We start from the raw sequence: 22,798 nt of genomic DNA on the forward strand, positions 1-22,798 counted from the left end.
CCGGGCCGGGATCACCCCGTGCGGACGATGCCCCCGCCGTCGGGGCGAGGTGAGGGTCGGGCAGGGCCACGAGAAGGGAGTGCGCGCATGTCGGCCGACTTCGGGAAGTCCCTCCGTCCCCCGCTCCTGCGTCGCCGCCTGGGGAGCCTGCTCCTGGCGGTGTCCCTGGGCGTCCTCGTCGCGCTCGTCGGCGGCCCCGCCGCGGCCGTGGACGACGAGACGCTCGCCGGGCAGGTCAGCGTCACCGAGGCCGAGTTCTCCATCGCGATGCCGCGGACGCTGACGGCCGGCAGCACCACGTTCGCCGTCCGGAACGCCGGGAGCGCCACGCACGACCTGGTGGTCTCGCAGAACGGCCGGAACGTGGCGGCCACCCCGGCGATCCCCGGAGGCGGGAGGGCGTCGCTGACGGTGACCCTGCAGCGCGGGACCTACGTCTTCTACTGCAGCATCGACAACCACCGGGCCATGGGCATGGAGGTCACCGTCTCGGTGACCTGAATGACCTGACCGGACGGGCCCGAGCGGCACGGCGCGGGGAGAGCCCCTCGTTTCCTGGTGCTCGCCCCCTAGCGTGACGCCGTGCTCGCAGACCCCCGGACCCGCGCCGTCCTCGACGAACTGACCGCCCGGCTGCCTGCCGACCGCCTGGTCACCGATCCGGACGTGCTCGCCTCCTACGCCCACGACGAGGCCGAGTGGGCGCCGTGGACGCTGCCGGTCGCGGTCGTGCGGCCGCACAGCGCCGAGGAGGTGCAGGCGGCGGTGCGGGCCTGCCTCGCCACCGGCACCCCGGTGGTGCCGCGGGGGGCGGGCACCGGCCTGTCGGGCGGGGCCAATGCGGTTGCCGGCTGCGTGGTGCTCGCGCTGGAACGGATGGCGGCGGTCCTGGAGATCGACCCGCTGGAGCGGCTGGCCGTGGTGCAGCCCGGGGTGGTCAACGACGACCTGCGGGCCGCCGTGGCCGAGCACGGCCTGTGGTACCCGCCGGACCCGGCCAGCTCGCCGTGGTCGACCATCGGCGGCAACGTGGCCACCAACGCCGGCGGGGTCTGCTGCGTCAAGTACGGCGTCACCCGCGACTACGTGCTGGGCCTGCAGGTGGTCACCGGCACCGGCGAGCTGGTGCGGCTGGGCCGGCGCACCGCCAAGGGCGTCGCCGGTTACGACCTCACCTCGCTGATGGTGGGCTCGGAGGGCACCCTGGGGATCGTCACCGAGGTGACGGTGCGGCTGCGCCCGCTGCGCGGGCCGGAGCGCACCGTGGCCGGCTACTTCGACTCGGTGGTCGACGCCGGGCGCGCGGTGACCGCGGTGGCCGAGGCCGGGCTGACCCCGTCCGCGCTGGAGCTGGTGGACCGCCACTGCCTGGCCGCCGTCGACGCGTGGAAGAACATGGGGCTGGCCGCCGACGCCGCCGTCGTGCTGCTCGGCCGCGTGGACACCCCCGGCGCGGCCGGGGACGCCGAGGCCGCGGCGCTGCAGTCGGCCTTCGAGGCCGGCGGCGCCAGCTGGGCGGCGGTCAGCTCCGACCCCGTCGAGGCCGACGCGCTCTTCGCCGCCCGCCGGCTGGCCTACCCGGCCCTGGAGCGGCTCGGGCCGGTGCTCACCGAGGACGTGTGCGTCCCGAAGGCCGCCGTCCCGGCCATGCTCGCGCGGATCGAGGAGATCGGCGCCCGGCACGAGACGCTGATCGCCAACATCGCCCACGCCGGCGACGGCAACCTGCACCCGCTGCTGATCACCCCGGCCGGGGACGCGGCCGCCCGCACCCGCGCCCAGGCCGCCTTCGAGGAGATCGTCGCGGCCGCCCTGGAGCTCGGCGGCACGGTGACCGGCGAGCACGGGGTGGGCCTGCTCAAGCGCCCCGGGCTGCACGCCGAGCTCTCCCCGGCGGTGCAGGCCATGCAGGCCGCCCTCAAGGCCGCCCTCGACCCGCACGGCCTGCTGAACCCCGGCAAGGCGATCTGAGCCCCCGCCGCCCGCGGGGCGTCCGGCTCAGTCGAACGTGGTCGCCGCCGCGACCTCGCTGAGCGTCATGAACTGGCCGCCGTTGTCCCGCATGTGGACGATCAGCCGCTCCAGCATCTGGATCATGTGCGCCCGGCCGATCGTCTGGGGGTGGGTGGTCAGCGCGTACACCCCGCCGTCGTCCTGAGCGGCCGCGTAGTCGTAGATGGACCGCCAGCGGGACTCGATGTGCTCGACCGGCCCCATGCCCTCCTGGATACCGGTGACGTACTCCTGGGCCGGGAAGTCGTCGAGGTACCACGACACCGGGATCTCCATGACCGGGCTCGGGTCGCTGAACCGGCTGGGCCCGTTGCCCACCTTGTACTGGCCGTGCTGCACCCAGTCGTCCTGGATGACCCGGCGCGGGTAGTAGGGGTGGAAGTCGTTGCCCATGAGGCTGCTGTCCCAGACGAACTCCATGTCCTCGAGCAGGTCGAGGGTGTTCGGGCTGAAGTCCCAGTACGGCGAGCGGTAGCCGCGCGGGCGGCTGCCGGAGATCCGCTCGAGGGCGTCGACGCCCTTGAGCAGCACCTCGTACTCGCGGTCCCTGTCCACCTCGGTGGGGTTCTCGTGCATGTACCCGTGGTGGGCGATCTCGTGGCCGGCCGCGGCGACGTCCCGGCAGGCCTCGGGGAAGGTGTCGGCGGTGTGGCCGGGGATGCACCAGGTCGCCTTCACCCCGTGCTGCTCGAGGAGGCGCAGCAGTCGCGGCACACCGACCTCGACGCCGAACTCGCCGCGGGACTGGTAGGCCGGCGTCCACCGGTGGAAGGAGCCGTCCCAGATGGCCATGGCGTCGACGTCCAGGCCCAGGGCGACGGCGACCTTCTTCCCCTCGTCGAGCCGGACCCTGCCGGCGCGCTGCTGGTACGTCACGGAGACCTCCTGGGGACGGGGCGGTCAGCCCGACCGCGGTGGGCCGGGCTCGAGGACGATCCGCTGCTCGGTCGCCGACTCCACCGCTGCGCGGGAGTACACGAGCGGGAAGGCCTCGTCGGCGGCCCACGAGGAGAAGAGGTCGGCGTAGTGCGGGCTGTCCGGGGCGCCGGACTGGCCGGGGGAGTTCATGACCAGGGAGTCGTCCCAGCTGCCGACGTCCACCACGATCCGGAAAGTGGAGCCGGCGCTCTGCACGAAGTCCGGCGTGTAGGCGGTGTTGCCCACCGTGTCGCCGCTGCCGCCGCGCGGGGCCGGGCCGACCGCCGTCCGGCCGGCCAGCGGCTCGTCCAGCAGCGCGGCGAGCGGGTGCCGGAGCCGGGCCACGTGCAGCCGGCCCCAGCTCCAGCGGGCGCGGTCGGGGCCGAACACCCGCTCCAGATCGGCGACGGCCGAGGTCAGGCTGGTGTGCAGCACCCCGGCGAGGACCGCGTCGGGGTCGGGGCCGAACCGGTCCCCGGGCTGCTCGAGCAGGTCCAGGTCGACGCGGGCGTCGGCCAGCAGCACCTCGTCGGGCAGGACGGCGCGCAGCGCCGCCTCGATCCGCTCCGGTTCGACCAGGCGTGACAGCGCCGCCCGCAGCAGCACGGGCCGCAGGTGCCGGCGGTACCAGACCTCGAACAGCGCCGCGGCCGGGGAGTCGACGGCCAGGTCGGCGTCCCAGCCGGCCAGCAGCGCGAGCGGCCGGTCCACGTCGTCCTCCCCGGCCAGCAGCTCCCGGGCGCGGGCGACGATCCGTCGCGCCGGGATGCTCACGTAGTCGGTCTGCAGCCGTACGCAGTCCTGCGCGGACAGCGCCCGGCCGGCGTCCAGCACCTCCGTGATCCGCTGCTTGCGGTAGGGGGCGTACCAGTCGTAGGCGATGACCCGGTCGGCCGGGAAGTCCGGCGGCAGGTTCATCTCGTTGGCGGTGGCCAGCCAGCCGGACTCCGGGTTCTCCGCGCCGGGGAGCTGGTCCATGTCGTAGAACCCGTCCCACTCGTACCGGCCGTCGCCGGGCACCGGCAGCAGGCCGTCCCAGTTCCGCCGGATCGGGGTGAGCCCGCCGGTCTTCCAGCCGATGGTCCCCTCGGTGTCGGCGTAGACCTGGTTCTCCGGCGGGGCGCCCCACCGGTTCATCGCCGCGACGAACTGGTCCCAGGTGCGGGCCCGCATGTAGTCCATGCTGCCCAGGTACGGGGCCATCCCCGGCTCGAGCCACGCGGCGCGCACTGCGAACGCCGTGTGCCGCTGCGGGTCCTCGTGCACCACCGGTCCGTGCCGGGTGAACCGCAGCTCGACGGGCACCGGCTCCCCGTCCGGCACGGGGACGGTCTCGGAGACGACCCGCATCGGCTCCCAGCGCCCCTGGTAGCGGTACTCGCCGGGGTCCGCGGGGTTGGTCTCGTAGACGTAGAGGTCCTCCTGGTCGATCGAGAAGATCGTCAGGCCGAAGGCGATCCGCCCGTTGTGCCCGATCGAGATGCCCGGCAGGGCCGGTTCCCCGGCGCCGATGACGTCGAGGTCGGGGGTGGCCAGGTGCGCGACGTACCGCAGGGAGGGCACCGACACCGCCCGGTGCGGGTCGTTGGCCAGCAGCGGCCGGCCGGTCTGCGTGCGGGAAGCGGCCAGCACCCAGTTGTTGCTGTGCTGCCCGGACGGCGGCGCGACGTCGTCCCCGCTGACCGCGGCGGCGGCGAAGACCGGCGGTGTGGTCGCCAGGTCGTAGACGGCCAGCACGTCGTCGGGGATCAGCGACAGGTCCAGCCCCTCGGGCACGGTCAGCTCGTGCGGCGGCTCCAGCCGGCGCCGCAGCGCCTCCACCGCGGGGCCGAAGTCCCGCAGGGTCCGGGCCCGGGCCACCTCCTGCCGCAGGTTGTAGAACAGCCCGTGGCTGCGGATGCGGGCCACGTCCTCCGGCTGCCACGTCGCCGGCAGGTAGCCGAGCCGGGTGAACTCGACGGGCAGCAGGCCGGGATCGCTCCGGGTCAGCTCGACGAAGGCGTTGACCCCGGCGGTGAAGGCGGTGGCCACCCGCTTGGTGTCCGAGCCGTAGGCCAGCCACTCGCCGTGCATGTCGCCGCGGTAGAGGAACAACCGCGCGGCCCGGTCCCGCTCGACGTGCTGCGGGCCGAAGACCTCCGAGAGCAGCCCGAGCCCCCGGCGGCGCCACAGGTCGATCTGCCAGAGCCGGTCACGGGCGGCGTTGAAGCCCTGGGCGAGGAACCCGTCGTCCGGGGACCGCGCGTAGATGTGCGGCACGCCCCAGCGGTCGACCAGGATCTCGGCCTCGGCCGCCAGGCCGGGCACGGGGAACCGGTGCGTCGCCGAGTCCCCCGGGTTCGGTGACATGGCGTCCCTCGCCTCCGCCGCGCGGACCGGGCCGTAGCGGTCGACCGGGGGCGGACGTCCGCTCGACCGAGGGGACGCCGGCCCCGATCGACCAGCAGCCTCGTCCGCGGGGCCGCCTGCTGCAAGACCGGTATCGCGCCGCCCGGGGGGTCGCGCCACGGGGTCGTGCCCCGGTCACCGGCGCCGCAGCGCAGGCCCTGCGACGACGACGGCCGCGCGGTCTCGGGACCGGGCGGCCGTCGCATGCATGGGTGCCGGCCCGACAGCCGCCTCTCGGCGAGTGGCCGCTCGTGGCGGCGAAGGATGAGGCCCGGGGGCATGTACCGGACCGGCACTGTTGTCAACGCATCCCGGGCCGGAGCATTCCCGGTCCGGGTCGGCTGCTCGCGGGAGCGTGGCCGCACCCGGGCCAGGGTTCGGGCGGAAGAGGGGCGGTCACGCGGGGGCGAGCAGCCGCTGGCTCATCTCGTGGCTGAGCCGCTCGTGCGTCGCCGCCGTCTCCTCCACCTGGACGAGGATCGTCTGCAGGATCTGGCTGCACGGGGTGTCGCCCACGATCACGGCCTTGTCGACCAGGCCGCGGTAGGAGGCGATCTCGAAGTGCGCCGCCTTCATCGCCGTCCCCACCGCCTTCATGCCGAGCACGTCGGGCGAGGGGTTCTGCGACATGACCTGCTGCATGTCCTGGCGCATCCCGTCGATCGGCGGGCACGGCACCCGCTCGGCCTGGGCGCCGATCGCCTGGAAGCACTGCTCCAGGTTGCCGATCTTCTGACGGGCCTTCTGCTCGTCCGTGCGGAACGTCTGCGCGAGGTCGCCGTCCTGGATCTGGCCGGCCATCTCCCCGTACATCTCCGCGATCTTGTGTTCGGCGTCGTACATACCGCACAGCTCGTACTGGAACAGGTCCAGCGGGTTGTTCAGTGCCACGTCTCCTCCGGTGCGTTCTCCGAGTGGCAGCCGGGATGCTCCGGCCCGCCCAGCGTCGGTCATCCAGGACGGGAGACCACGTGGGGATTCGGTCCACGTGGCTGGTCGTGACAGCGGAGAACCGGCGCATGGCACGGCGCACGTGACAGCGGTCGGTCAGGCGCTGGGCACCCGGCTCGCGTGACTATCGTGGGGCGGGGGCGCCCTGATGACGTCGGACATGAGCCTCGAGGACCGTTACACGGTGCCGGGTCGCTTCTGGCACCGGCTGGACGACGGCCGCGTGCAGTGCGACGTGTGCCCGCGTGCCTGCCGGTTGCACGAGGGGCAACGGGGGCTGTGCTTCGTGCGGGGCCGGGCGGCCGACCAGGTGGTGCTCACCTCCTACGGCCGCTCCAGCGGGTTCTGCGTGGACCCGATCGAGAAGAAGCCGCTCCACCACTTCCTGCCGGGCAGCGCGGTTCTGTCCTTCGGCACCGCGGGCTGCAACCTGGCCTGCCGGTTCTGCCAGAACTGGGACATCTCGAAGTCGCGGGAGATCGACCGGCTCGCGGACGCCGCCGGCCCGGAGGACATCGCCGAGGCCGCCGTGCGGCTCGGCTGCCGGAGCGTGGCGATGACCTACAACGACCCGGTGATCTTCCTGGAGTACGCCGTCGACGTCGCCCACGCCTGCCGGGCCCGGGGGATCAGGGCCGTCGCGGTCACTGCCGGGTACGCGACCGACGAGACGCGGAGGGGCCTGTTCGCCCACGTCGACGCCGTCAACGTCGACCTCAAGGCGTTCACCGAGGACTTCTACCGCCGCGTGTGCGCCGGGCACCTGCAGCCGGTGCTCGACACCCTGGTCCACCTGCGGCACGAGACCCACCTCTGGGTCGAGATCACCACGCTGCTCATCCCCGGGCACAACGACTCCGACGCCGAGATCGACGCCGAGTGCGCGTGGATCGCCGATTCCCTCGGGCCCGACGTCCCGCTGCACTTCACCGCGTTCCACCCCGATCACAAGATGCGCGACGTCCCGCCCACTCCGCCGGAGACGCTGACGCGGGCTCGCCGCATCGCCCTGGGCCACGGGCTGCGCTTCGTCTACACCGGCAACGTCCACGACGCCGAAGGTGGCCGCACGTTCTGCCCCGGCTGCGGCGAGGCGGTGGTGGAACGGGACCGGTACGTCATCGGCCGGTACCGGATCACCGACGACGGACGCTGTGCCTCCTGCGGCACCGCCGTCCCGGGCCGGTACGACGGCCCGGTCGGGCGTTGGGGGGCCCGCAGGCTGCCGGTGGCGATCGCCGGGGTCACCCGCAGCTGAGTACGGCAGATGAGGGTGATTGCATCGGGCCAACTACTTGCATCGCACTCGCCCAGAAGTCGGCTTCAGACACACAGGCGCAGGCGGGCGACATTCGCTGTAGCCGCGGAGTTCTGCTCAGCTGCGCGGCTGAGGGACCGGAGATGGGCGGAGGGACCGGAAGCCGTCGCGGAGCTCTTCGGCGAAGAGCTGGGGCTCTTCCCAGGCCGCGAAGTGTCCGCCGCGGTCGACCTCGTTGAAGTGGATCAGCTGGGGATAGGCGCGCTCGGCCCAGCTCCGCGGGGCCTGGTATGCCTCGCCGGGAAAGACACTGACGGCGACGGGGATGGAGACGCCTTTGGCGTCCCAGAAGCCGCCCTTGTACTCCCAGTACAGCCGTGAAGCGGAGACGCCGGTGTGCGTCAGCCAGTAGAGGGTGATGTTGTCGAGGACCTCGTCCCGGGTCAGTTCGCCGGTGTCGCTCGAGGTCCGGTTCAGGGCCGCGGCGACCGCCGCGGCGGGCTGGCCGCCGGCGTCGTCGTGGTCGAGCAGCCAGGCGGCCAGACCGACGGGTGAGTCCGCGATGCCGTACAACGTCTGCGGGCGCGAGGCCATGTACTGGGCGTAGGCCACTCGATTGAGGGTGGTGGCCAGCTGCTCGTAGGCCCGTCGTTCCTCGGCGGAGAAGCCGGGCTGCGGCGGTTCGCCGGCCAACAGAGCCCGGTAGACGTCGGGCGGGACGCTGCCGGCGTAGTTGGTGTGGATGGCGAGCAGTCCCGGCGGTTGCTGCACCCCCATGAAGTCGACGACGAACGCACCCCAGTCCCCGCCCTGGGCGACGTAGCGGGGATAGCCGAGGCGGGGCATCAAATCTGCCCACGCCCGGGCCATGCGTTCGGGGCCCCAGCCGGGGCTGGTCGGCTTGCCCGAGAACCCGTAGCCCGGCATCGACGGGATCACCACGTGGAAGGCGTCCGCCGCGGTGCCACCGTGGGCCGTGGGATCGACGAGCGGGTCGATGATCTTGAGCTGCTCGATGATCGAGCCGGGCCAGCCGTGATTGACGAGCAGCGGCAGGGCATCCTCGTGCCGGGAGCGGACGTGGATGAAGTGGATCTCCAGCCCGTCGATCTCGGTGACGAACTGCGGCAGCGCGTTCAGGGTCGCCTCGCACCGGCGCCAGTCGTAGTCGGTCGCCCAGTAGCGGGCCAGTTCCTGCATCGTCGCCAGCGGCACTCCCTGCGACGGATCGGTCTCCCGTTCGGGCCAGACGGTCGCGGCGATCCGCCGGCGCATGTCGGCGAGCGCTTCGTCCGGAATCTCCACATGGAAGGGGCGGATGGCACTGCCGGTCTCCTGCGCGACGGTGGTCATGGGGCTGCCTCTCGGTCTCGGGACGGGGAAGTGCCAGACCGGTCGGTGCCGCAGGAGCCCCGTGGTCAGCGCCACCGGGCACGGTCGGCGCCTCCGGGGCGGCCGATACGTTTCTCGGGTGTCCCAGCGCCGCCAAGACCCGTCGGCGACCCTCCCGGCACGGGGGAACACTCCGTGATCGCGGATGTGTCCATGCGCCAACTGGCGCGTGACGACGGGATGCGGCCAGCCGGCCCTGATGGGCCGCGTGGGGGGCCGCCGGGCCAGAGGTCCTCGCCGCATCTCGGGCGATCGCATCTTCGGAGTGAGCCCGATCTGTCACCCTCCTTTGCCGTACTGACCCGCAGCTGACGCATCTCCCGGTCCGGGCCACCGGATGGCCCCGAGACGGCCGGCGCCTAGACTCTCCGGGCTGTGTGTCTTGCACAGCCTGACGGTGCGTACTGCTCCATGCGTGATGAGTGAGCACCGGGACGGGGTCGCGGCAGCCAGCGCGCAGTGGTTGCTGACCGCGTTCCCCCCGCCTGCGGACCCGTTCGCGGCGATGAGCGCGCAGTGGCAGGTGCGCGAGGCGACGTCGGTCGCGGCGCGGCTGCGCTACCCGACGGACGCCGACGACGCCCTGCTGGAGCTGTGCGGCCCCGGTGGATGCGCGCGGCTGGACTGGGCGGCGGGTGCGGGCCTCGGCGGGGACGGCGACGACGCGCCGTGGCGGACCTGGGTGGACGAGGTCGTGGTCAGCTGGGCGGCGGCCCTGCTCGGCGACCCGGCGCTGGCGGCGGAGGCCGCGGAAGCCGCCGGCGAGCCGCTGGACAGTCCGCTGGTGGCCCCGTCGGCGAGCGACCTGGCCGCGGCGGCGCTGCTGCGGCATCCGGACCTGCTCGCCCCGGTCGCCGACCTGCACGCGGCCGAGCTCCGGGCGACGGTGGCCGCGCGGCCGGTCTGATCGGTTCCGCCCGGGCTCTGGCGTGGCGGCCGCGTCTGGGGCACCGTCGTGAGTGGCCCCCTCGGGAACCGCGGTCGTGCGGGAGGACACACCATGACGGACGAGCATCCGGTCGAGCCCAGCGCGATCTTCGCCGCGAACGGCACTCGCGTCCCCTACAGGAACGGGCCGCCACCGCCCGGGGCGGCGGGTGGGGTGCGGTTCCTGCTGCCGGCGCTGGTCCGTGCCGCGGGACCGTTCCTCACCACCTCGGCCCTCGTGGTGACCCGGGCCGCAGCCGCGACGGCGGCCGAGCTGGCGGGCCGGACGGGGTGGCAGGTCGCGCGGGGCACCGTGGAGGTCCGCCGGGGACGGCGGACCGTCCCCGGCGGACCGGAGGTCACGTGGACCCACGTCGAGCTCCGCTGGCCGCGCTGAGACGCGCGGCCGGTCAGGCGAGGCTAGGCGGTCGCGAGGATGAGCTTCAGTGCTTCCTCGACGTACTCCTCGTTCAGCTGCTCGACGAGGTCCATCCGGTCCTCGGCGACGGCCTCGTTGACCTGCTCGATGTAGCGCTCGTGCAGAGCGGCCATCGGTGTCTGCATGGTGGGGCTCCCCCCGCTCGGCCTCCTACCAGTGTCCGGCGCACACGGCGGCGGAGGCGGCGGAAGGACTGCTGCCTTGGTCACAGGCGCGCACGGTGACCGACGGCCGGCGGGGACCCGAGGCGCAGGATCCGGGGTTCAGCCGCGGCTGCGGCCCGGGACGGCCTGCGGGTCCAGCCCGGTGCGCATCCGCCATGCGGCGAGGGCCAGGCCCAGGCAGGTGCGCTGCGCCGGATCCTCGACCGGGGTGCCGAGCAGGTGCTCGATCCGCTCCAGCCGGGCGTAGAGGGTCTGCCGGCGGATGCCGAGCGACTCGGCGGTGCGGGTCTTGCTCAGGCCGGTGGCCAGGTGCGCGTCGAGGGTGCGCAGCAGGTCGGTCCCGTGCGCGGCGTCGTGGTCGACGAGCGGCCCGAGCTGGCCGGTGACGAACGAGGCGAGCTGGGCACCGTCGAGGCCACCGGCCAGCAGCCGGTGCACGGCGACGTCCTGGGCCGTCACCACCGGCTGCCGGCTGCCGATCCGCCGGCTCAGCGTGATGACCTCGCGCGCCCGCGCGACCGCCTCGGGGACGTCCGCGAGGTCGCTCACCGGGTCGGCGGCTCCGATCGTGCGGACCGCGGCACCGAGCGGCCCGGCGCACAGGCGGGTGCGCAGCTGCTCGGCCGCCTCCCGCTGCCGCGGCTGGGCGGAGCGCGGCCAACCCCGGGCCAGCACGATCACCGTGCTGCCGGCGGCGCCGACCAGGCAGCGGCCGAGCACGGCCTCGGCGGCCTCGCGCACCGCGGGTACCGCCTCGCTCGCGGGGGTGCGCCGGTCCACCTCGACGGCGGCCACGAGCACGGAGCTGCCGGCCGGAGCCACCCAGCCCGCGGCGGAGAGGCGGGCCTGCAGATCGCCCTGCGACACGAGCACGCCGGCGACCAGGTCGGTGATCACCGCCTGGGCCAGCGACGGCCTCGACCCGAGATCGGGGTGCCGGCCCAGCTCGAGCGCGACGGCGACGGCTGCCCGCTCCGCCACGCCGGTGCGCTGCGCCGTCGACCGCCCGTGCAGCACCAGCCGGCCCACCGGGCCGTGCGCGCCCCGGACCTCGGTCACCGTGCGCGCGGCGGAGCCGGCCAGCCCGGGCGTGCGGCTGCGCTCGACCACCCGGCCGTCGACGTCGACGAGCTCGACCGGGCAGTCGGCCAACCGGGCCGATGCGTTGAGGACCGCGGCCAGTCCCTGTCCCGAGAGGACCAGCCCCAGCAGCTCCTGCCAGATCGGCTCCGCCGGTCGCCGCCAGGACAGCTTGCGGCGCAGCAGCAGGTCGTGGAAGTCCTCCACCATCCGTACGAACGGCACCACCTCACGCAGCGTCACCAGCACCATCCCGCGCCGCCGCGCCGTCTGCACCAGCTCGTGGGGGACGACGGCGAAGGAGCGGCCGACCTCCAGTGCCAGGCCGGCACACCCGGCGTCGGCCAGCTGCTCGACGTAGTCGGTCACCTGCTGGGCGGTCCGGCCGTGCAGTCCCAGGCCGGTGGTGAGGAGCAACTCGCCGCCGGCGAGCAGGCCACCCATCTCGTAGACCTCGGAGGAGTGCACCCACCGCACGACGGCCGTGTCCGGGTCGCCGGTGAGCACCTCCGGCGCCGCGGCCCGCAGAGCGGGTAGCCGGAGGACCTCGGTCACAGTCGGCAGCACGCCGGAAGGCTCCGGAGTCAGGGACCATCGTGTCAAGCAGGAGGGGCCGGGGACCGGACACCGCGTCCCTTGCCCGCTGGTCGTCCCAACGCTTCGCTGTGTGATCAGCGCCATCCGGCAGCGACGCCGGCCCCACCTGACCGTCCCCAGCACCGACGGCGCACGACCGCCGTCCCCACCGACCCGTGGAGGACCTGTGACCGCTGCACCCCTGCCCGCCGCCCCTCCGGACCTCTCGCCCGAGGAACTGGACCGCTTCTACCTCGCCCTGGCCATCGAGCAGGCCCGCACCGGCTGGGACGAGGGCGGGGTGCCGATCGGCGCCGCGCTCGTGCACCAGGGACAGGTGCTGGCCGTGGGCCGCAACCGCCGGGTGCAGATGGGCAGCGCCATCCGGCACGGGGAGACCGACTGCATCGAGCGGGCCGGCCGCCTGCCGGCCTCGGTCTACCGGAACAGCGTCCTCTACACGACCCTGTCGCCCTGCTACATGTGCGCCGGGACCGCGCTGCTGTACGAGATCCCGCGGATCGTCATCGGGGAGAACCGCAGCTTCCAGGCCTCGGAGGAGCTGCTCCGCTCGAAGGGCGTCGAGCTCACCGTGCTCGACGACGCCGAGTGCATCGAGCTGATGCGCCGGATGATCGCCGAGCGCCCCGAGATCTGGAACGAGGACATCGGGGAGGAGGGGTGACCAGCGAGACCCGCACCGCCGCCACCGGGCCTGCCGATGCCGAGGTGGTGGACCCGGACTACCCGGTCACCCCGGTCCCGGCGCACGCGCGCAAGTCGTTCTTCTCCGTCGCCGTCGTGCTGCTCGGCTTCACGGTGTTCACCCCCACGATGCTGGCCGGCGCCGCCCTCGGGCCGGCGTTCTCCTTCAGCAATCTGCTGCTGGTCATCGGGCTGGGCTCGCTGGTGCTCGGCGTCTACGTGGCCGTCATGGGCTGGGTGGGCGCACGTACCGGGCTGACCACCGTCGTCATGGCGCGTTACACGCTGGGCACCCGGGGCGCGAAGCTGGCCTCGGTGCTCCTGGGTGGCACCCAGATCGGCTGGTACGCCGTCGTGGTGGGCACGATCGGGGACCTCACCGCCGAGGCGCTGGACTGGGACTCCTACGGGGCCCGGGCCGCGGTCATGGTGGTGACCAGCGTGCTGATGTGCGCGACGGCCTACTGGGGCTACCACGGCATGTACTGGGTGTCGCTGGTCTCCACGCCGCTGATCCTGATCCTGGCCTTCTGGGTGCTCGGCCGGTCGCTGCAGGAGGTGGGCGGCTTCAGCGGCCTGGCCGGTGTCGAGCCGACGTCGTCGATGGCGCTCGCCGTGGCGGTGACGACCGTCGTGGGGACCTTCGTGTCGGCCGGCACCCAGGCGCCGAACTGGACCCGCTTCGCCCGCCGCCCCTCGCACGCGGTCTGGGCCTGCGTCATCGGGTTCCTCGTCGGCAACGGACTGATGATCTTCTTCGGCGCGGTCGGGGCGCTGACCTTCGGCGAGGGCGACTTCGTCCTGGTCCTGTACCAGCTCGGTCTGGTCGGCTGGGGCCTGGTGCTGCTGTTCGGCAACCTCTGGAAGAGCAACGCCGACACCGCCTACGCCTTCGGCGTGGCCGGCGCGGAGCTGTTCAACCGCCCCAGCAAGGCGCCCTTCGTGATCGGCGGGTCGGTGATCGCCACCGGGCTGGCGCTGACCGGGGTGCAGAACCACCTGGTGGACTACCTGGTGCTGCTCGGGACGTTCATCCCGCCGCTGGGCGGCGTCATCATCGGCGACTTCCTCGCCCGGTGGCGCCGCGGGATCCCGGGCGGGTACGCCCCGCCCGCGGTCCGCTGGCCGAACCTCGCCGCCTACGCCGTCGCGGCCGGGCTCGCCTGGCTCAGCGGAGAGCTCGGCATCGGCATCCCACCGGTCATCGGCATCGTCGTCGCGATCGTGCTGTCGATGGGGCTCGCCCGGTTGTCCCCGGACACCGCGACGAGGGTGCCCGCCCAACGCTGACGCCCACGTCCCCGGCCGGGCGGCTGCTCCCGGCCGGGGACCCGGCTGATCGGCACGGGGGTCGCGGCAGGGCTGCTCCCGTGACGCACCGCGGCGGCTGCGCTTGTCCGCACCCCGCGCCGGGAGCAGGGTGCTCGCCATGACGGAGCGCACCGTGCTCTCCTCGACGCCCCCGGCGCTGCTGTTCGACCTCGACGGAACCCTCATCGACAGCGTCTACCAGCACGTCCTGGCCTGGCAGGAGGCGCTCACCGGATTCGGGATCGAGCTGGCGGTGTGGAAGATCCACCGGCGGATCGGGATGAGCGGCGGGCTGTTCGTCACCGCGCTGCTGCGCGAGACGGGCGGCTCCCTCTCGGCGGGGCAGATCCGCGAGCTCAATCTCGCCCACGCCGAGGCCTACGGGCGGCGCCGGGACGCCGTCCGCCCGCTCCCCGGCGCCCGCGAGCTGCTCGCCGCCCTGACCCTGCGGGACGTCCGCTGGGCCATCGCGACGAGCGGCCTGGCCATCGCGGCCCGGCCCGCGCTGGACCTGCTCGGCCTGCCCGCGGACACCCCGCTGGTCACCCGGGACCAGGTCCGGCACGCCAAGCCCGACCCGGACCTGTTCCTCGCCGCGGCGGCACGGATCGGCGTGGACCCCGGCGATGCCGTCGTCGTCGGCGACAGCATCTGGGACCTGCTGGCCGCCCGCCGGGCCGGTGCCCTCGGCGTCGGGCTGCTCTCGGGCGGCTACGGCCGCGACGAGCTCGAACGCGCCGGCGCCTACCGCGTCTACGCCGATCCCGCGGACCTGCTCGACCACCTCGACGAGGTCGGCGTCCGCCAGCAGGAGGACTGGACCGGCCCACCGCCGGAGGGGTGAGCCCTCAGCCGCCGGCGAGGCTCGCGAAGACGACGGTGTTCTCCTCGCTGGCCGCGGCCGCCTCGTCGAACGCGCCGCTGCAGGTGACGAACGCGACGGCGGCGCCCGGCGGGTGGCCGTTGAGGACGTCGGCCAGCGCGGAGGTGGACTTGTCCAGCGCGGTGAGCGGGTCGCCGAGCACCTCCAGGCGCAGCACGGCGCCGGCCCCGTCGACGAGGGACACCTCGTCGCCTGCCCGCAGCTCGGCCAGCCGGTCGAACACCGCCGGGCCGCCGGACCCCGCGTGGCCCAGGACCACCGCCATCCGGCCGGAACCCGGCTGCGGCCCGTCCGACCACCACGAGGTGGTGTCCATCGACTCGGGGACGCCGTACCCGTCGACCGGCTGCCCGGTGAAGGGGTTCTCGTAGCGCACCGTGCCCCGGGACTCGACCGGGGAGTCGACGTCGATCGCCGGGATGGTCAGCCGGACAGGGACGACCGGGCCGCCGGCCGGGGCCTCGGCCGCGGGCAGCGGGTCCCCGTCGTACCGCCACGCCACCAGCCCGACCCCCACCAGGGCGACCAGCAGGAACGTCAGCAGGGTCGGGCGGCCGGTCCGCTCAGCGGTGCGCACGGGAGTGCCGCCGGACGCCGGCCAGGCCCGTACCCGCCGCCAGAAGGACAGCAGCGCCGAGTGCGGCGGGGGCACCGGTCCCGTCGGTGCCGTCGGCGCCGGTCGGCGCGTAGCCCGGGTACACGACCGGCGCGGCGGCGACCGTCGGCTGCACCACCTCGTGCGCCGGCGGTGCCTCGACCGCGGGCGGGGCCCCGGTGACGGGGGGCGCTGCCTCCGGGGGTGCCGGCGGGGACCCGGGCGGCTGCGGCAGGCAGTCGTACACGACGACCTCCACGAGGGCCTGGAGGTCATCGGCGAGGCGTTGCAGCTCCTCCGCCCCCGGCGCGCCGGCCAGGTCCTCCGGGCTGCCGAGGACCACGGTGCCGGTGCCGCTCGCCGAGCGCGTGGGTGCCGGGAGGAGGGTCGTGCCGTCGCCGGTCAGCGGGACGAGGTCGCCCAGACCGGCCGGTCCCTGCTGCAGGCCACCGACGAGCTGGTCGAGCAGCTCCTGCAGGCCGGCGGAGAGGCCGGTGGCCGCCACCCGGACCCCCTGGAGCACGCCGTCCACGCATTCCGGGGAGATGTGCACCCCGGCCAGCAGCTCCTCCACGAGGGGAACCTCGCCGGGCGCCGGCGGGGCCGGTGCTGCACCCGCGCCGGTGGCGGGAGCGCTCCCGGGTCCGGTGCGCTCCTCGACGGGCCCGGCCGGCTCCGCGTCGGGGTCCCCGGCCGTGGGTGCGCTCCACGGCGCGGGAAGCAGCCCGATCGCCCCGTCCAGCTCGCCGGCGACGTCCCCGAGGGCCGGACCCGGGTCGGGCGCTCCGCCGTCGTCGGCCCCAGCCGGGCCCGGCAGCGCGACGACGGCCGCGGCGACCCCTGCGGCGACGAGGGACCGGCGGGCACGCAGCCCCCGGGACGACGAGCGGTGTGTTGACACAGGCGGACCCCCGGGAGCGCGGACAGGAGAGCAGGCTGTGCGGCACAACGAGGCCGCTCCCGACTGGTGACGGACCGTTCCCCGCCGGTCGGGTCGCCGCGCTCGGGCCGATTCCTGCGCGCTCTCCTGCCCTTCCCGGGCGGCCAGCTCGAGCTCCTCACCCGGCCGCCGGGGTGAGCGGGCCCTCGCCGGGTACGCGCCGCCCGTGGACATGCGCAGGCTCGTGCTGGGGGACTGGACGCCGCTGGTGAGGGACGGCATCGACGTCCTGCGGCTGGTGATCCTCGGCGGCGCGGTGGTCTACGCGGTGAACGGCCGCCTGGGGGCGGCCGCCTTCCTCGGCGCGCTGGGGCTGGTCACGGTGGTCGCGCGGCTGGTGAACCTGCCCCGCGTGTACGACCTGTCGCTGACGGTGGCGATGGCGCTGCAGGGGTTCGGCGAGACGCTGGGTTTCTACGACGACTTCCTGCACTTCGACGACCTGGTGCACTTCACGCTGCCGATGCTCACCGCGCCGGTCATCTACATCGCCCTCGCCCGGCTGGACGTCGTCCCGGACCCGCGGGACGAGACCCACCTGCAGCACTACGTGGGCATCTTCATCGTGACGGCGGCCCTGGGCATCTCGGTGGGGGCGCTCTGGGAGATCTACGAGTGGCGGTCGGATGCGTGGCTGGGCACCACGCTGTCGGAGAGCAACGACGACACGAACGGCGACCTCGTCCGCGACACGCTGGGTGCGCTCGCGGGCGCAGGGCTGCTCGTCGCCTGGGCCCGCTTCGGGTGGGGGTCCGTCCGGCGGATCCCCGGCGTGAACACCTACGAGGACGTCAGCGCCTGAGCCCGGGCGCGATGAGCCTCCCCTGATGTCCTCGACGAAGCGGCCGGGCATGCGCGGAACGGAGCGCCCCGAACAGCGGCACGTCAGCGCATCCGCGACGACCGCGGGGATGCGGAGACTGCGCGCTGCGCTGCTCGAGCGAGACGGGACGGTACGGGGTGCCAGGCATCGGCTTCCCGCGGGTCCCACACGTAGGCAGGGGTCGGCCCAGGGTGGACGAGCAGCGCGTTGAGCCCCGGGAGCCCGAGCTCACCGGCGGACCAGTCGTAGAGCTGGCCGAGTCGGGGCACGATGATGCCGACGTCGAGCAGGTGGCCGAGGCGGTGCTCGGCGTTGACGTATCTGCCCAGGTCGTCGTCGAGCGGGTAGCGATCGGGGAGCACGCGCGACAGGGACAAGAAGATGCCGGTCATGCCCACCCGCGGGTCACCGATCAACCGACCACAGGGTGCCAGCCAGCCGAGCGCGAGCCGGGGCGCGGCGACCAGAGCATGCGCGTACAGCACGCGCATGAGCACGAGGTTGATGAAGAACCGCTCGACCCGCCCCTCTCTGCGGGCCAGGTCCTCGTTGCCCAGGTACGCCGACACGATGCTCACGTTGTGCGCGCGATACCAGGTGCGAGCCGTGGGCTCACGGATGAAATCGAGAGTCGCTGCTACGCCGGCGGTGCGGGGAGCACCGGGGCGACCGAAGGCCAGCTCCCGGGCCTCGCTGGTATCCCTGAGCAGGCACTCGTTCACCGCGCGCCACCACGGACTGCCCGGCGAGGGACCGGACTCGGGGTTCAGCAGTCCCCGGCGTAGCTGCCATCCGATGAACGCCGCCGCCGCTCGGCGGAAGGGAAGGTAGCCACGGTCCACCGCTGCCGGAAGCTCGTACAACCGGCACAGAAGCGCCCAGCGCGCCGGAGGGTCGTCGCGGACACGCGACACCTGTTCGTCGGCAAGCGCCCCGGCCGCAGCCTCCGCCACACGTCGATCCTGGCAGTGTGCGCGGCTCGACGGGGACACACTGAGTGCGGCGCTGGCCGCTGGTCGCCTGGGCACCACCGAGCAGGCCCGCGGCACGACCAGGGAGAACGGTGCCGGCACCGGTGACCCGGAGCGCCGGCCCCGTCCTGCTCGCCGATCGCTCCGGGCGGCAAGGGACAATGGGCGCGTGGCGAAACGGAAGAACGTGGGACCCGAGGACGCGCGCTCGTGGCTGCTGGTCAACGGCGCACGCACCGAGCTGTTCGACACCGCGCACGGTTCGCGGGCCGACCAGGTCGTGCTCGACATCGAGGACGCCGTCGACCCGGCGCACAAGGACGAGGCCCGGGCCGGGGTCGTGGACTGGCTGTCGGGCGGGGACCGGAGGGCCTGGGTCCGGATCAACGACCGCTCGACGTCGTTCTGGGCCGACGACGTCGCCAAGCTGGCCGGCCTGCCCGGGCTGCTGGGTGTGATGCTGGCCAAGACCGAGGCCGCCGAGCACGTCACGGAGACCTTCGACCGGCTCGGCGGGGCCACCCCGGTGCTGGCGCTCGTCGAGTCGGCGCTCGGCATCGAGGAGTCCGTCCGCATCGCCCAGGCCCGCGGCGCATTCCGGCTGGCCTTCGGCAGCGGTGACTACCGCCGCGACACCGGCACCAGCGCCGACGACCTGGCCATGGCCTACCCGCGCTCGCGCCTGGTCGTGGCCAGCCGCATCGGCGGGCTGCCGGGGCCGATCGACGGCCCGACGGTGAGCACCAGCCACCCGGTGCTGCGCGAGCAGACCGCGGTGACCGTCTCCCTCGGGCTCACCGGGAAGCTGTGCCTGGACCTGGAGCAGGCGCCGGTGATCAACGAGGTCATCAGCCCCACGCCCTCGGACGTCGCCTGGGCGCGGGACTTCCTGGCCGACTTCGAGGCCCGCGGGCGGGTCATCCGCGACGGCAGTGACAAGCCCCGCCTCGGTCGGGCCCGCAAGATCGAGCGGTTGGCCGAGGCGTTCGGCGTCGAGCCCGTCTGAGCCCAGCGGTCGCTCGCCGGGGGCAGACGCCCGGCGAGCGACCGCTCGGCGCGGCCCGGCGTCAGGCGCGAGCAGGATCCCCGACGTCCGCCGTCGCCGGCTCCCGCTGGGCGGCCAGGGTCCGGGAGACGGCCTCGGCCACGCGCAGCACCCGCAGCACGTTCCCGCCGATCAGCGCGATGCACGCGTCCTCGCCCCATCCCCGGGTGAGCAGCTCGGCGATCAGCGCGGGGTAGCAGGCGACGTCCTCCAGCCCGTCGGGCAGGTCGTCGGTGCCGTCGTAGTCCCCACCGAGGCCGACGTGCTCGGGCCCGGCGACCCTCGCCACGTGCTCGACGTGGTCGGCCACCTCGCCGAGGGTCGCCCGCGGGCGGGGATGGTCGGTGAGGAACTCGGCCTCGACCGCCGCCCGCGCGGCCGGGTCCCTCCGGTCCAGACCGCGGCGGGCGAGCTCGGCCTCGAGCCCGAGGGTCCAGGCGCGGCGGCGGGGCGAGACGAAGTCCGGGACGAACGTCACCATGCACACGCCGCCGTTGGCGGCCGTCCGGCGGAGCAGGTCGTCCGGGACGTTGCGCGGGTGGTCGCACACCGCGCGGGCGCCCGAGTGGGAGAACAGGACCGGCGCCTCGGCGATCCCCAGCACGTCCCGCGCGGTCGCGGCGGCCACGTGGGACAGGTCGACCAGCATCCCGAGCCGGTGCATCTCGCGCACCACCTCCCGCCCGAACGCGCCCAGCCCGCCGAGGACGGGGTCGTCGGTCGCCGAGTCGGCCCAGGGCACGTTGAGGTTGTGGGTGAGCGTCAGATAGCGGACGCCGAGCCGGTGGAGCATCCGCAGCACACCGAGGGAGTTCGCGATCGAGTGGCCGCCCTCGGCGCCGATCAGTGAGGCGATCCGGCCGCGCGCGAACGCGGCCTCCACGTCGTCGGCCGTCAGTGCCGGCGCCAGGTCGTCCGGGTAGCGGGCGATCATCCGCTGGACGAGGTCGATCTGCTCCAGGGTCGTGGTCACCGCCGCGTCGCCCTGCAGCGTGCCGGGCACGTAGACCGACCAGAACTGGCCGCCGACCCCACCACGACGCAGCCTCGGCAGGTCGGTGCGCGTGCCGGCCACCGGCCCCGAGAGGTCCACCCGGCGCAGGTCCCCGCCGAAGCCCTTGCGCAGGGTCCACGGCAGGTCGTTGTGACCGTCGATCAGCGGGTGCCGGCGCAGCAGGTCGTGCGCCGTGGTGAGGGCGGCGGCGCGACCACTGCTCATGTCGACCTTCCCGAGGGTTACAGGCCGAGGGCCTGGCGGACGCCGGCCACGTGCCGGCGGGAGACCGGGACGGTCTCGTGGATCCGGGTGTCGGTGGCCAGGAACAGCGCCCCCTTGAATCCCTGCTCGATCTCCCGCACCCGCCCGAGGTTGACGAGGAAGCGGCGGTGCACGCGGAGGAACCCACGGCCGGTGAGCTCCTCCTGGAGACGGTCGAGGCCCCGGACGGCGGCCAGCAGCCGGCCCTGGTCGCTCACCAGCCAGACGTTGTCGTGGTCGGTCTCGGCGTACCGGATCTCGCGGGGGTCGAGGAGGACCCACCGGTCCTCCCGGAGGGCGATGACCCGGTCCGGGAACGGGGGCGGGCCGGGTGAGCCGCGGTCCGGGTCGTCGAGGAGCGCCGGGGAGCCGACGTCGTCGGTCGACCCGAAGGCCAGCAGCGCACCGATCACCTGCGACCCGTCGAACACGGGCCGGACGGCGACCGGGAGAGGCTGATCGAGGAAGGGGACGTAGAGCAGCGTCGACCCGCTCCACCCGGGGTCCTTCCGGGCGCGGGCCGTCGCCCGACGGGTCAGCTGCAGCAGGGCGGGGACCTGCGGCATCCACCGGTCCGAGGGTGCGTAGGCGGCGGCGTCCGCCGGCGTGCCGAGCAGGACGGCGGCCTCGGTGTTCGCCAGCACGACCTTGCCGGCCGTGTCCACCGCGGCCAGCGGCGTCCCCGGTGCCTCACGGGCATCGGCGAGGGCGCCCGCGAGCAGCGTGCCGGTGTGTCGCGCCCGTTGCCGCAACTTGGCCTCGGTGGTCGCGGCGGCCGCGCGCAGCCACGGCAGGACGGCGTCGGGCAGCGGCGTCTTCCAGCACGAGATGGTGAGGGCCGCCAGCGGGTCGCGGGTGACGACGTCGCGCACCGCGACCCCGGCGCACGACCAGGAGTGGAACCCCCGGCACCAGTGCTCGGGCCCCCGCACCAGGACGGGGCGCCGGCTCTCGAGGGCGGTGCCCATGCCGTTGGTGCCGCTGGCCCGCTCCGACCAGGCCGACCAGGCCGCGAGATTGCTGTCCGCCGCCAGGGAGCGCAGGCGCCGGCTGCCCCAGGACGCCAGGACCCGCCCGTCGCGGTCGGTCACGGTGACCAGGCCGTCGAGCCCGTCGACCTCCCGGGCCGCGCAGGCGGCCAGGCCGCCGAGCTCGGCGAACACCACGTCGTGCTCGCTCGAGTGCGCTGTCCCCTCCGCGGCCGCGGGCGCCCGTTCCAGCTGCGGGTCGACGTCGTACTCCTCGCGGCACCGGTACCACGACACGAGGATCTCGGGCCGGACGCCGTGGACGCTGTCCGCGCCGGCGGCGAACCGTTCGCGTGCAGCGGCGACCCGACCGTGATGCTCGTCGGAGAGCGCGGCCCCGTTCGTCGCGGGAACCCCGCCGGTCGTCGGCTGTTTCGCGCCGTTCATCCAGTTCCCCTTGGGCTCGGGGGAGGAACGTCCCAGTATCGGTTCGTCGGTCGCCTGCCAGCGAGGCTAGCCACCGCCGGACGGTGTTCCAACGACGTCCGGCGCGGTGGCAGAGCGAGCAGGCAAGAGCAGCCGCCAGGGAGGAGGCGCCACCGCCACCACGACCCGGCCGGGCGAATGACGCCCGCTCGGCTCCCGCCCGGACGCGACCGTCGCGGGCCACGGAGGGAACGCGTCAGCCGCTGCGACACGAGACCCCACGAGGAGGCGAGGTCCTTGACGACCCTCACGCCGGACCGGTCGGAGATGATCCGCAGGTTCGGGTTGGACAAGCAGAACGATGCGACGCTGGGCCGAATGCTGGCCACCGGGAACATCGCGCAGGCGGACGAGGGGCCGGACGGACGCATGAGCGCCGTGGTCCGGATCGTCCCCGACCAGCTGGTCTGGGATCCCTCGATCCTCGTGCTGCCGCACGGCGGCGAACTGGACATCGAATTCGTCAACGACGACCAGAACACCCACTGCGCGCTCGTGCCGAGCAACGGTGACAGCCAGTGGATCTGGCTGCCGAACTACACGCGGGGAACCGTCCACGTGACCCTCGGTGGCCCGGGCTACTACTGGTTCAGCTCCAACGTCGGCAACGACGAGGGCCGCGGCCTGATCGGCGCGATCGTCGTCATGGGTGACGTCCCGGCGTCGGCCCGCCTCGACCGCCCGCCGCAGCCACGACCGTAGGAAGG

Annotated in this window: 22 protein-coding genes; 11 read left to right on the plus strand and 11 right to left on the minus strand. The window is 74.0% G+C overall.

Features of this window, described 5'->3' with window-relative positions; genetic code table 11:
* The first annotated feature begins 87 nt into the window (after positions 1-87).
* Together BMZ50_RS18565 and BMZ50_RS18570 are read left to right on the plus strand one after the other, a co-directional pair.
* Positions 88-501, plus strand: a complete 414-nt coding sequence (locus BMZ50_RS18565; RefSeq protein WP_177212881.1) for a cupredoxin domain-containing protein — start codon at positions 88-90, stop codon at positions 499-501.
* Between the two features lie 81 nt (positions 502-582).
* On the plus strand, positions 583-1,971 hold the full coding sequence (locus BMZ50_RS18570; RefSeq protein WP_091327904.1) for an FAD-binding oxidoreductase: 1,389 nt from the start codon (positions 583-585) through the stop codon (positions 1,969-1,971).
* A gap of 27 nt (positions 1,972-1,998) precedes the next feature.
* Here BMZ50_RS18570 and BMZ50_RS18575 read toward each other — a convergent pair whose 3' ends face one another.
* The 3 genes from BMZ50_RS18575 to BMZ50_RS18585 all read right to left on the minus strand — a co-directional run bounded on the left by BMZ50_RS18575 (position 1,999) and on the right by BMZ50_RS18585 (position 6,210).
* On the minus strand, positions 1,999-2,889 hold the full coding sequence (locus BMZ50_RS18575) for a polysaccharide deacetylase family protein (RefSeq protein ID WP_218146336.1): 891 nt from the start codon (positions 2,887-2,889) through the stop codon (positions 1,999-2,001).
* A gap of 24 nt (positions 2,890-2,913) precedes the next feature.
* Positions 2,914-5,280, minus strand: coding sequence for a penicillin acylase family protein (locus BMZ50_RS18580; protein ID WP_091327908.1), 2,367 nt, complete (start codon positions 5,278-5,280; stop codon positions 2,914-2,916).
* 435 nt (positions 5,281-5,715) lie between these two features.
* Positions 5,716-6,210, minus strand: a complete 495-nt coding sequence (locus tag BMZ50_RS18585) for a YciE/YciF ferroxidase family protein (protein WP_177212882.1) — start codon at positions 6,208-6,210, stop codon at positions 5,716-5,718.
* Positions 6,211-6,430: 220 nt separating this feature from the next.
* Between BMZ50_RS18585 and amrS the strand changes: the two genes are divergently transcribed.
* Positions 6,431-7,528, plus strand: a complete 1,098-nt coding sequence (amrS, locus tag BMZ50_RS18590; protein ID WP_245753726.1) for an AmmeMemoRadiSam system radical SAM enzyme — start codon at positions 6,431-6,433, stop codon at positions 7,526-7,528.
* A gap of 117 nt (positions 7,529-7,645) precedes the next feature.
* Here the strand turns inward: amrS and BMZ50_RS18595 are convergent, their stop codons facing one another.
* Positions 7,646-8,881 (minus strand): epoxide hydrolase family protein, encoded by a 1,236-nt coding sequence (locus tag BMZ50_RS18595; RefSeq protein WP_091327918.1) that lies wholly within the window; start codon positions 8,879-8,881, stop codon positions 7,646-7,648.
* Positions 8,882-9,338: 457 nt separating this feature from the next.
* Here BMZ50_RS18595 and BMZ50_RS18600 point away from each other — a divergent pair, with 457 nt between their 5' ends.
* On the plus strand, positions 9,339-9,827 hold the full coding sequence (locus tag BMZ50_RS18600; RefSeq protein WP_091327922.1) for a hypothetical protein: 489 nt from the start codon (positions 9,339-9,341) through the stop codon (positions 9,825-9,827).
* A 93-nt stretch (positions 9,828-9,920) separates the two neighbouring features.
* Positions 9,921-10,244 carry a hypothetical protein gene (locus tag BMZ50_RS18605; protein ID WP_091327925.1) on the plus strand — a complete coding sequence of 108 codons (324 nt, stop codon included), beginning with the start codon at positions 9,921-9,923 and terminating at the stop codon, positions 10,242-10,244.
* Positions 10,245-10,267: 23 nt separating this feature from the next.
* Here the strand turns inward: BMZ50_RS18605 and BMZ50_RS24360 are convergent, their stop codons facing one another.
* Together BMZ50_RS24360 and BMZ50_RS18610 are read right to left on the minus strand one after the other, a co-directional pair.
* Complete coding sequence (locus tag BMZ50_RS24360) at positions 10,268-10,411, minus strand: hypothetical protein (RefSeq protein ID WP_177212883.1); 144 nt, start codon at positions 10,409-10,411, stop codon at positions 10,268-10,270.
* Between the two features lie 138 nt (positions 10,412-10,549).
* Entirely contained in the window at positions 10,550-12,097 is a 1,548-nt protein-coding gene (locus tag BMZ50_RS18610) for a helix-turn-helix domain-containing protein (RefSeq protein ID WP_091327928.1), read from the minus strand.
* Between the two features lie 196 nt (positions 12,098-12,293).
* Here BMZ50_RS18610 and BMZ50_RS18615 point away from each other — a divergent pair, with 196 nt between their 5' ends.
* The 3 genes from BMZ50_RS18615 to BMZ50_RS18625 all read left to right on the plus strand — a co-directional run bounded on the left by BMZ50_RS18615 (position 12,294) and on the right by BMZ50_RS18625 (position 14,966).
* Positions 12,294-12,791: a nucleoside deaminase gene (locus tag BMZ50_RS18615; protein WP_177212884.1), complete on the plus strand. Its 498-nt coding sequence runs from the start codon at positions 12,294-12,296 to the stop codon at positions 12,789-12,791.
* Positions 12,788-14,101 (plus strand): cytosine permease, encoded by a 1,314-nt coding sequence (codB, locus tag BMZ50_RS18620; protein WP_091327931.1) that lies wholly within the window; start codon positions 12,788-12,790, stop codon positions 14,099-14,101. The genes BMZ50_RS18615 and codB overlap by 4 nt, the downstream gene beginning before the upstream one ends.
* Positions 14,102-14,240: 139 nt before the next feature.
* Positions 14,241-14,966, plus strand: a complete 726-nt coding sequence (locus tag BMZ50_RS18625) for an HAD family hydrolase (RefSeq protein ID WP_091328106.1) — start codon at positions 14,241-14,243, stop codon at positions 14,964-14,966.
* A 4-nt stretch (positions 14,967-14,970) separates the two neighbouring features.
* Here the strand turns inward: BMZ50_RS18625 and BMZ50_RS18630 are convergent, their stop codons facing one another.
* Positions 14,971-15,582 carry a class F sortase gene (locus BMZ50_RS18630; RefSeq protein ID WP_177212885.1) on the minus strand — a complete coding sequence of 204 codons (612 nt, stop codon included), beginning with the start codon at positions 15,580-15,582 and terminating at the stop codon, positions 14,971-14,973.
* Positions 15,569-16,501 (minus strand): hypothetical protein, encoded by a 933-nt coding sequence (locus tag BMZ50_RS23795; protein WP_143087221.1) that lies wholly within the window; start codon positions 16,499-16,501, stop codon positions 15,569-15,571. Before BMZ50_RS23795 ends, BMZ50_RS18630 begins: the two co-directional genes overlap by 14 nt.
* 211 nt (positions 16,502-16,712) lie before the next feature.
* Between BMZ50_RS23795 and BMZ50_RS18640 the strand changes: the two genes are divergently transcribed.
* Entirely contained in the window at positions 16,713-17,342 is a 630-nt protein-coding gene (locus tag BMZ50_RS18640; RefSeq protein ID WP_483866631.1) for a DUF2238 domain-containing protein, read from the plus strand.
* 83 nt (positions 17,343-17,425) lie between these two features.
* On the opposite strand, the gene BMZ50_RS18645 is transcribed toward BMZ50_RS18640, so the two are convergent.
* Positions 17,426-18,316, minus strand: coding sequence for a hypothetical protein (locus BMZ50_RS18645; RefSeq protein WP_091327943.1), 891 nt, complete (start codon positions 18,314-18,316; stop codon positions 17,426-17,428).
* Positions 18,317-18,503: 187 nt separating this feature from the next.
* Between BMZ50_RS18645 and BMZ50_RS18650 the strand changes: the two genes are divergently transcribed.
* A complete protein-coding gene (locus tag BMZ50_RS18650) occupies positions 18,504-19,340 on the plus strand; it encodes an HpcH/HpaI aldolase/citrate lyase family protein (RefSeq protein ID WP_091327947.1) in 837 nt (278 codons plus the stop codon).
* A 61-nt stretch (positions 19,341-19,401) separates the two neighbouring features.
* Here the strand turns inward: BMZ50_RS18650 and BMZ50_RS18655 are convergent, their stop codons facing one another.
* Both BMZ50_RS18655 and BMZ50_RS18660 read right to left on the minus strand, forming a co-directional pair.
* A complete protein-coding gene (locus tag BMZ50_RS18655) occupies positions 19,402-20,598 on the minus strand; it encodes a dipeptidase (protein WP_091327950.1) in 1,197 nt (398 codons plus the stop codon).
* A 17-nt stretch (positions 20,599-20,615) separates the two neighbouring features.
* Positions 20,616-22,052 carry a DNA-binding protein gene (locus BMZ50_RS18660; protein WP_091327954.1) on the minus strand — a complete coding sequence of 479 codons (1,437 nt, stop codon included), beginning with the start codon at positions 22,050-22,052 and terminating at the stop codon, positions 20,616-20,618.
* A 276-nt stretch (positions 22,053-22,328) separates the two neighbouring features.
* On the opposite strand from BMZ50_RS18660, the gene BMZ50_RS18665 reads away from it, so the two are divergent.
* Positions 22,329-22,793: an MSMEG_3727 family PQQ-associated protein gene (locus BMZ50_RS18665; RefSeq protein WP_245753727.1), complete on the plus strand. Its 465-nt coding sequence runs from the start codon at positions 22,329-22,331 to the stop codon at positions 22,791-22,793.
* The last annotated feature ends 5 nt before the right edge of the window (positions 22,794-22,798 follow it).

It is taken from the genome of Geodermatophilus ruber, from assembly GCF_900114385.1.
In the GTDB taxonomy this organism is placed as follows: Bacteria; Actinomycetota; Actinomycetes; order Mycobacteriales; family Geodermatophilaceae; genus Geodermatophilus; species Geodermatophilus ruber.

Coding starts and splice junctions, on each gene's coding strand:
- BMZ50_RS18625 (WP_091328106.1), top strand. CDS start 14,241: ATGACGGAGCGCACCGTGCTCTCCTCGACGCCCCCGGCGCTGCTGTTC.
- BMZ50_RS18640 (WP_483866631.1), top strand. CDS start 16,713: ATGCGCAGGCTCGTGCTGGGGGACTGGACGCCGCTGGTGAGGGACGGC.
- BMZ50_RS18565 (WP_177212881.1), top strand. CDS start 88: ATGTCGGCCGACTTCGGGAAGTCCCTCCGTCCCCCGCTCCTGCGTCGC.
- BMZ50_RS18600 (WP_091327922.1), top strand. CDS start 9,339: ATGAGTGAGCACCGGGACGGGGTCGCGGCAGCCAGCGCGCAGTGGTTG.
- BMZ50_RS18595 (WP_091327918.1), bottom strand. CDS start 8,881: ATGACCACCGTCGCGCAGGAGACCGGCAGTGCCATCCGCCCCTTCCAT.
- BMZ50_RS18660 (WP_091327954.1), bottom strand. CDS start 22,052: ATGAACGGCGCGAAACAGCCGACGACCGGCGGGGTTCCCGCGACGAAC.
- BMZ50_RS24360 (WP_177212883.1), bottom strand. CDS start 10,411: ATGCAGACACCGATGGCCGCTCTGCACGAGCGCTACATCGAGCAGGTC.
- BMZ50_RS18580 (WP_091327908.1), bottom strand. CDS start 5,280: ATGTCACCGAACCCGGGGGACTCGGCGACGCACCGGTTCCCCGTGCCC.
- BMZ50_RS18655 (WP_091327950.1), bottom strand. CDS start 20,598: ATGAGCAGTGGTCGCGCCGCCGCCCTCACCACGGCGCACGACCTGCTG.
- amrS (WP_245753726.1), top strand. CDS start 6,431: ATGAGCCTCGAGGACCGTTACACGGTGCCGGGTCGCTTCTGGCACCGG.
- BMZ50_RS18605 (WP_091327925.1), top strand. CDS start 9,921: ATGACGGACGAGCATCCGGTCGAGCCCAGCGCGATCTTCGCCGCGAAC.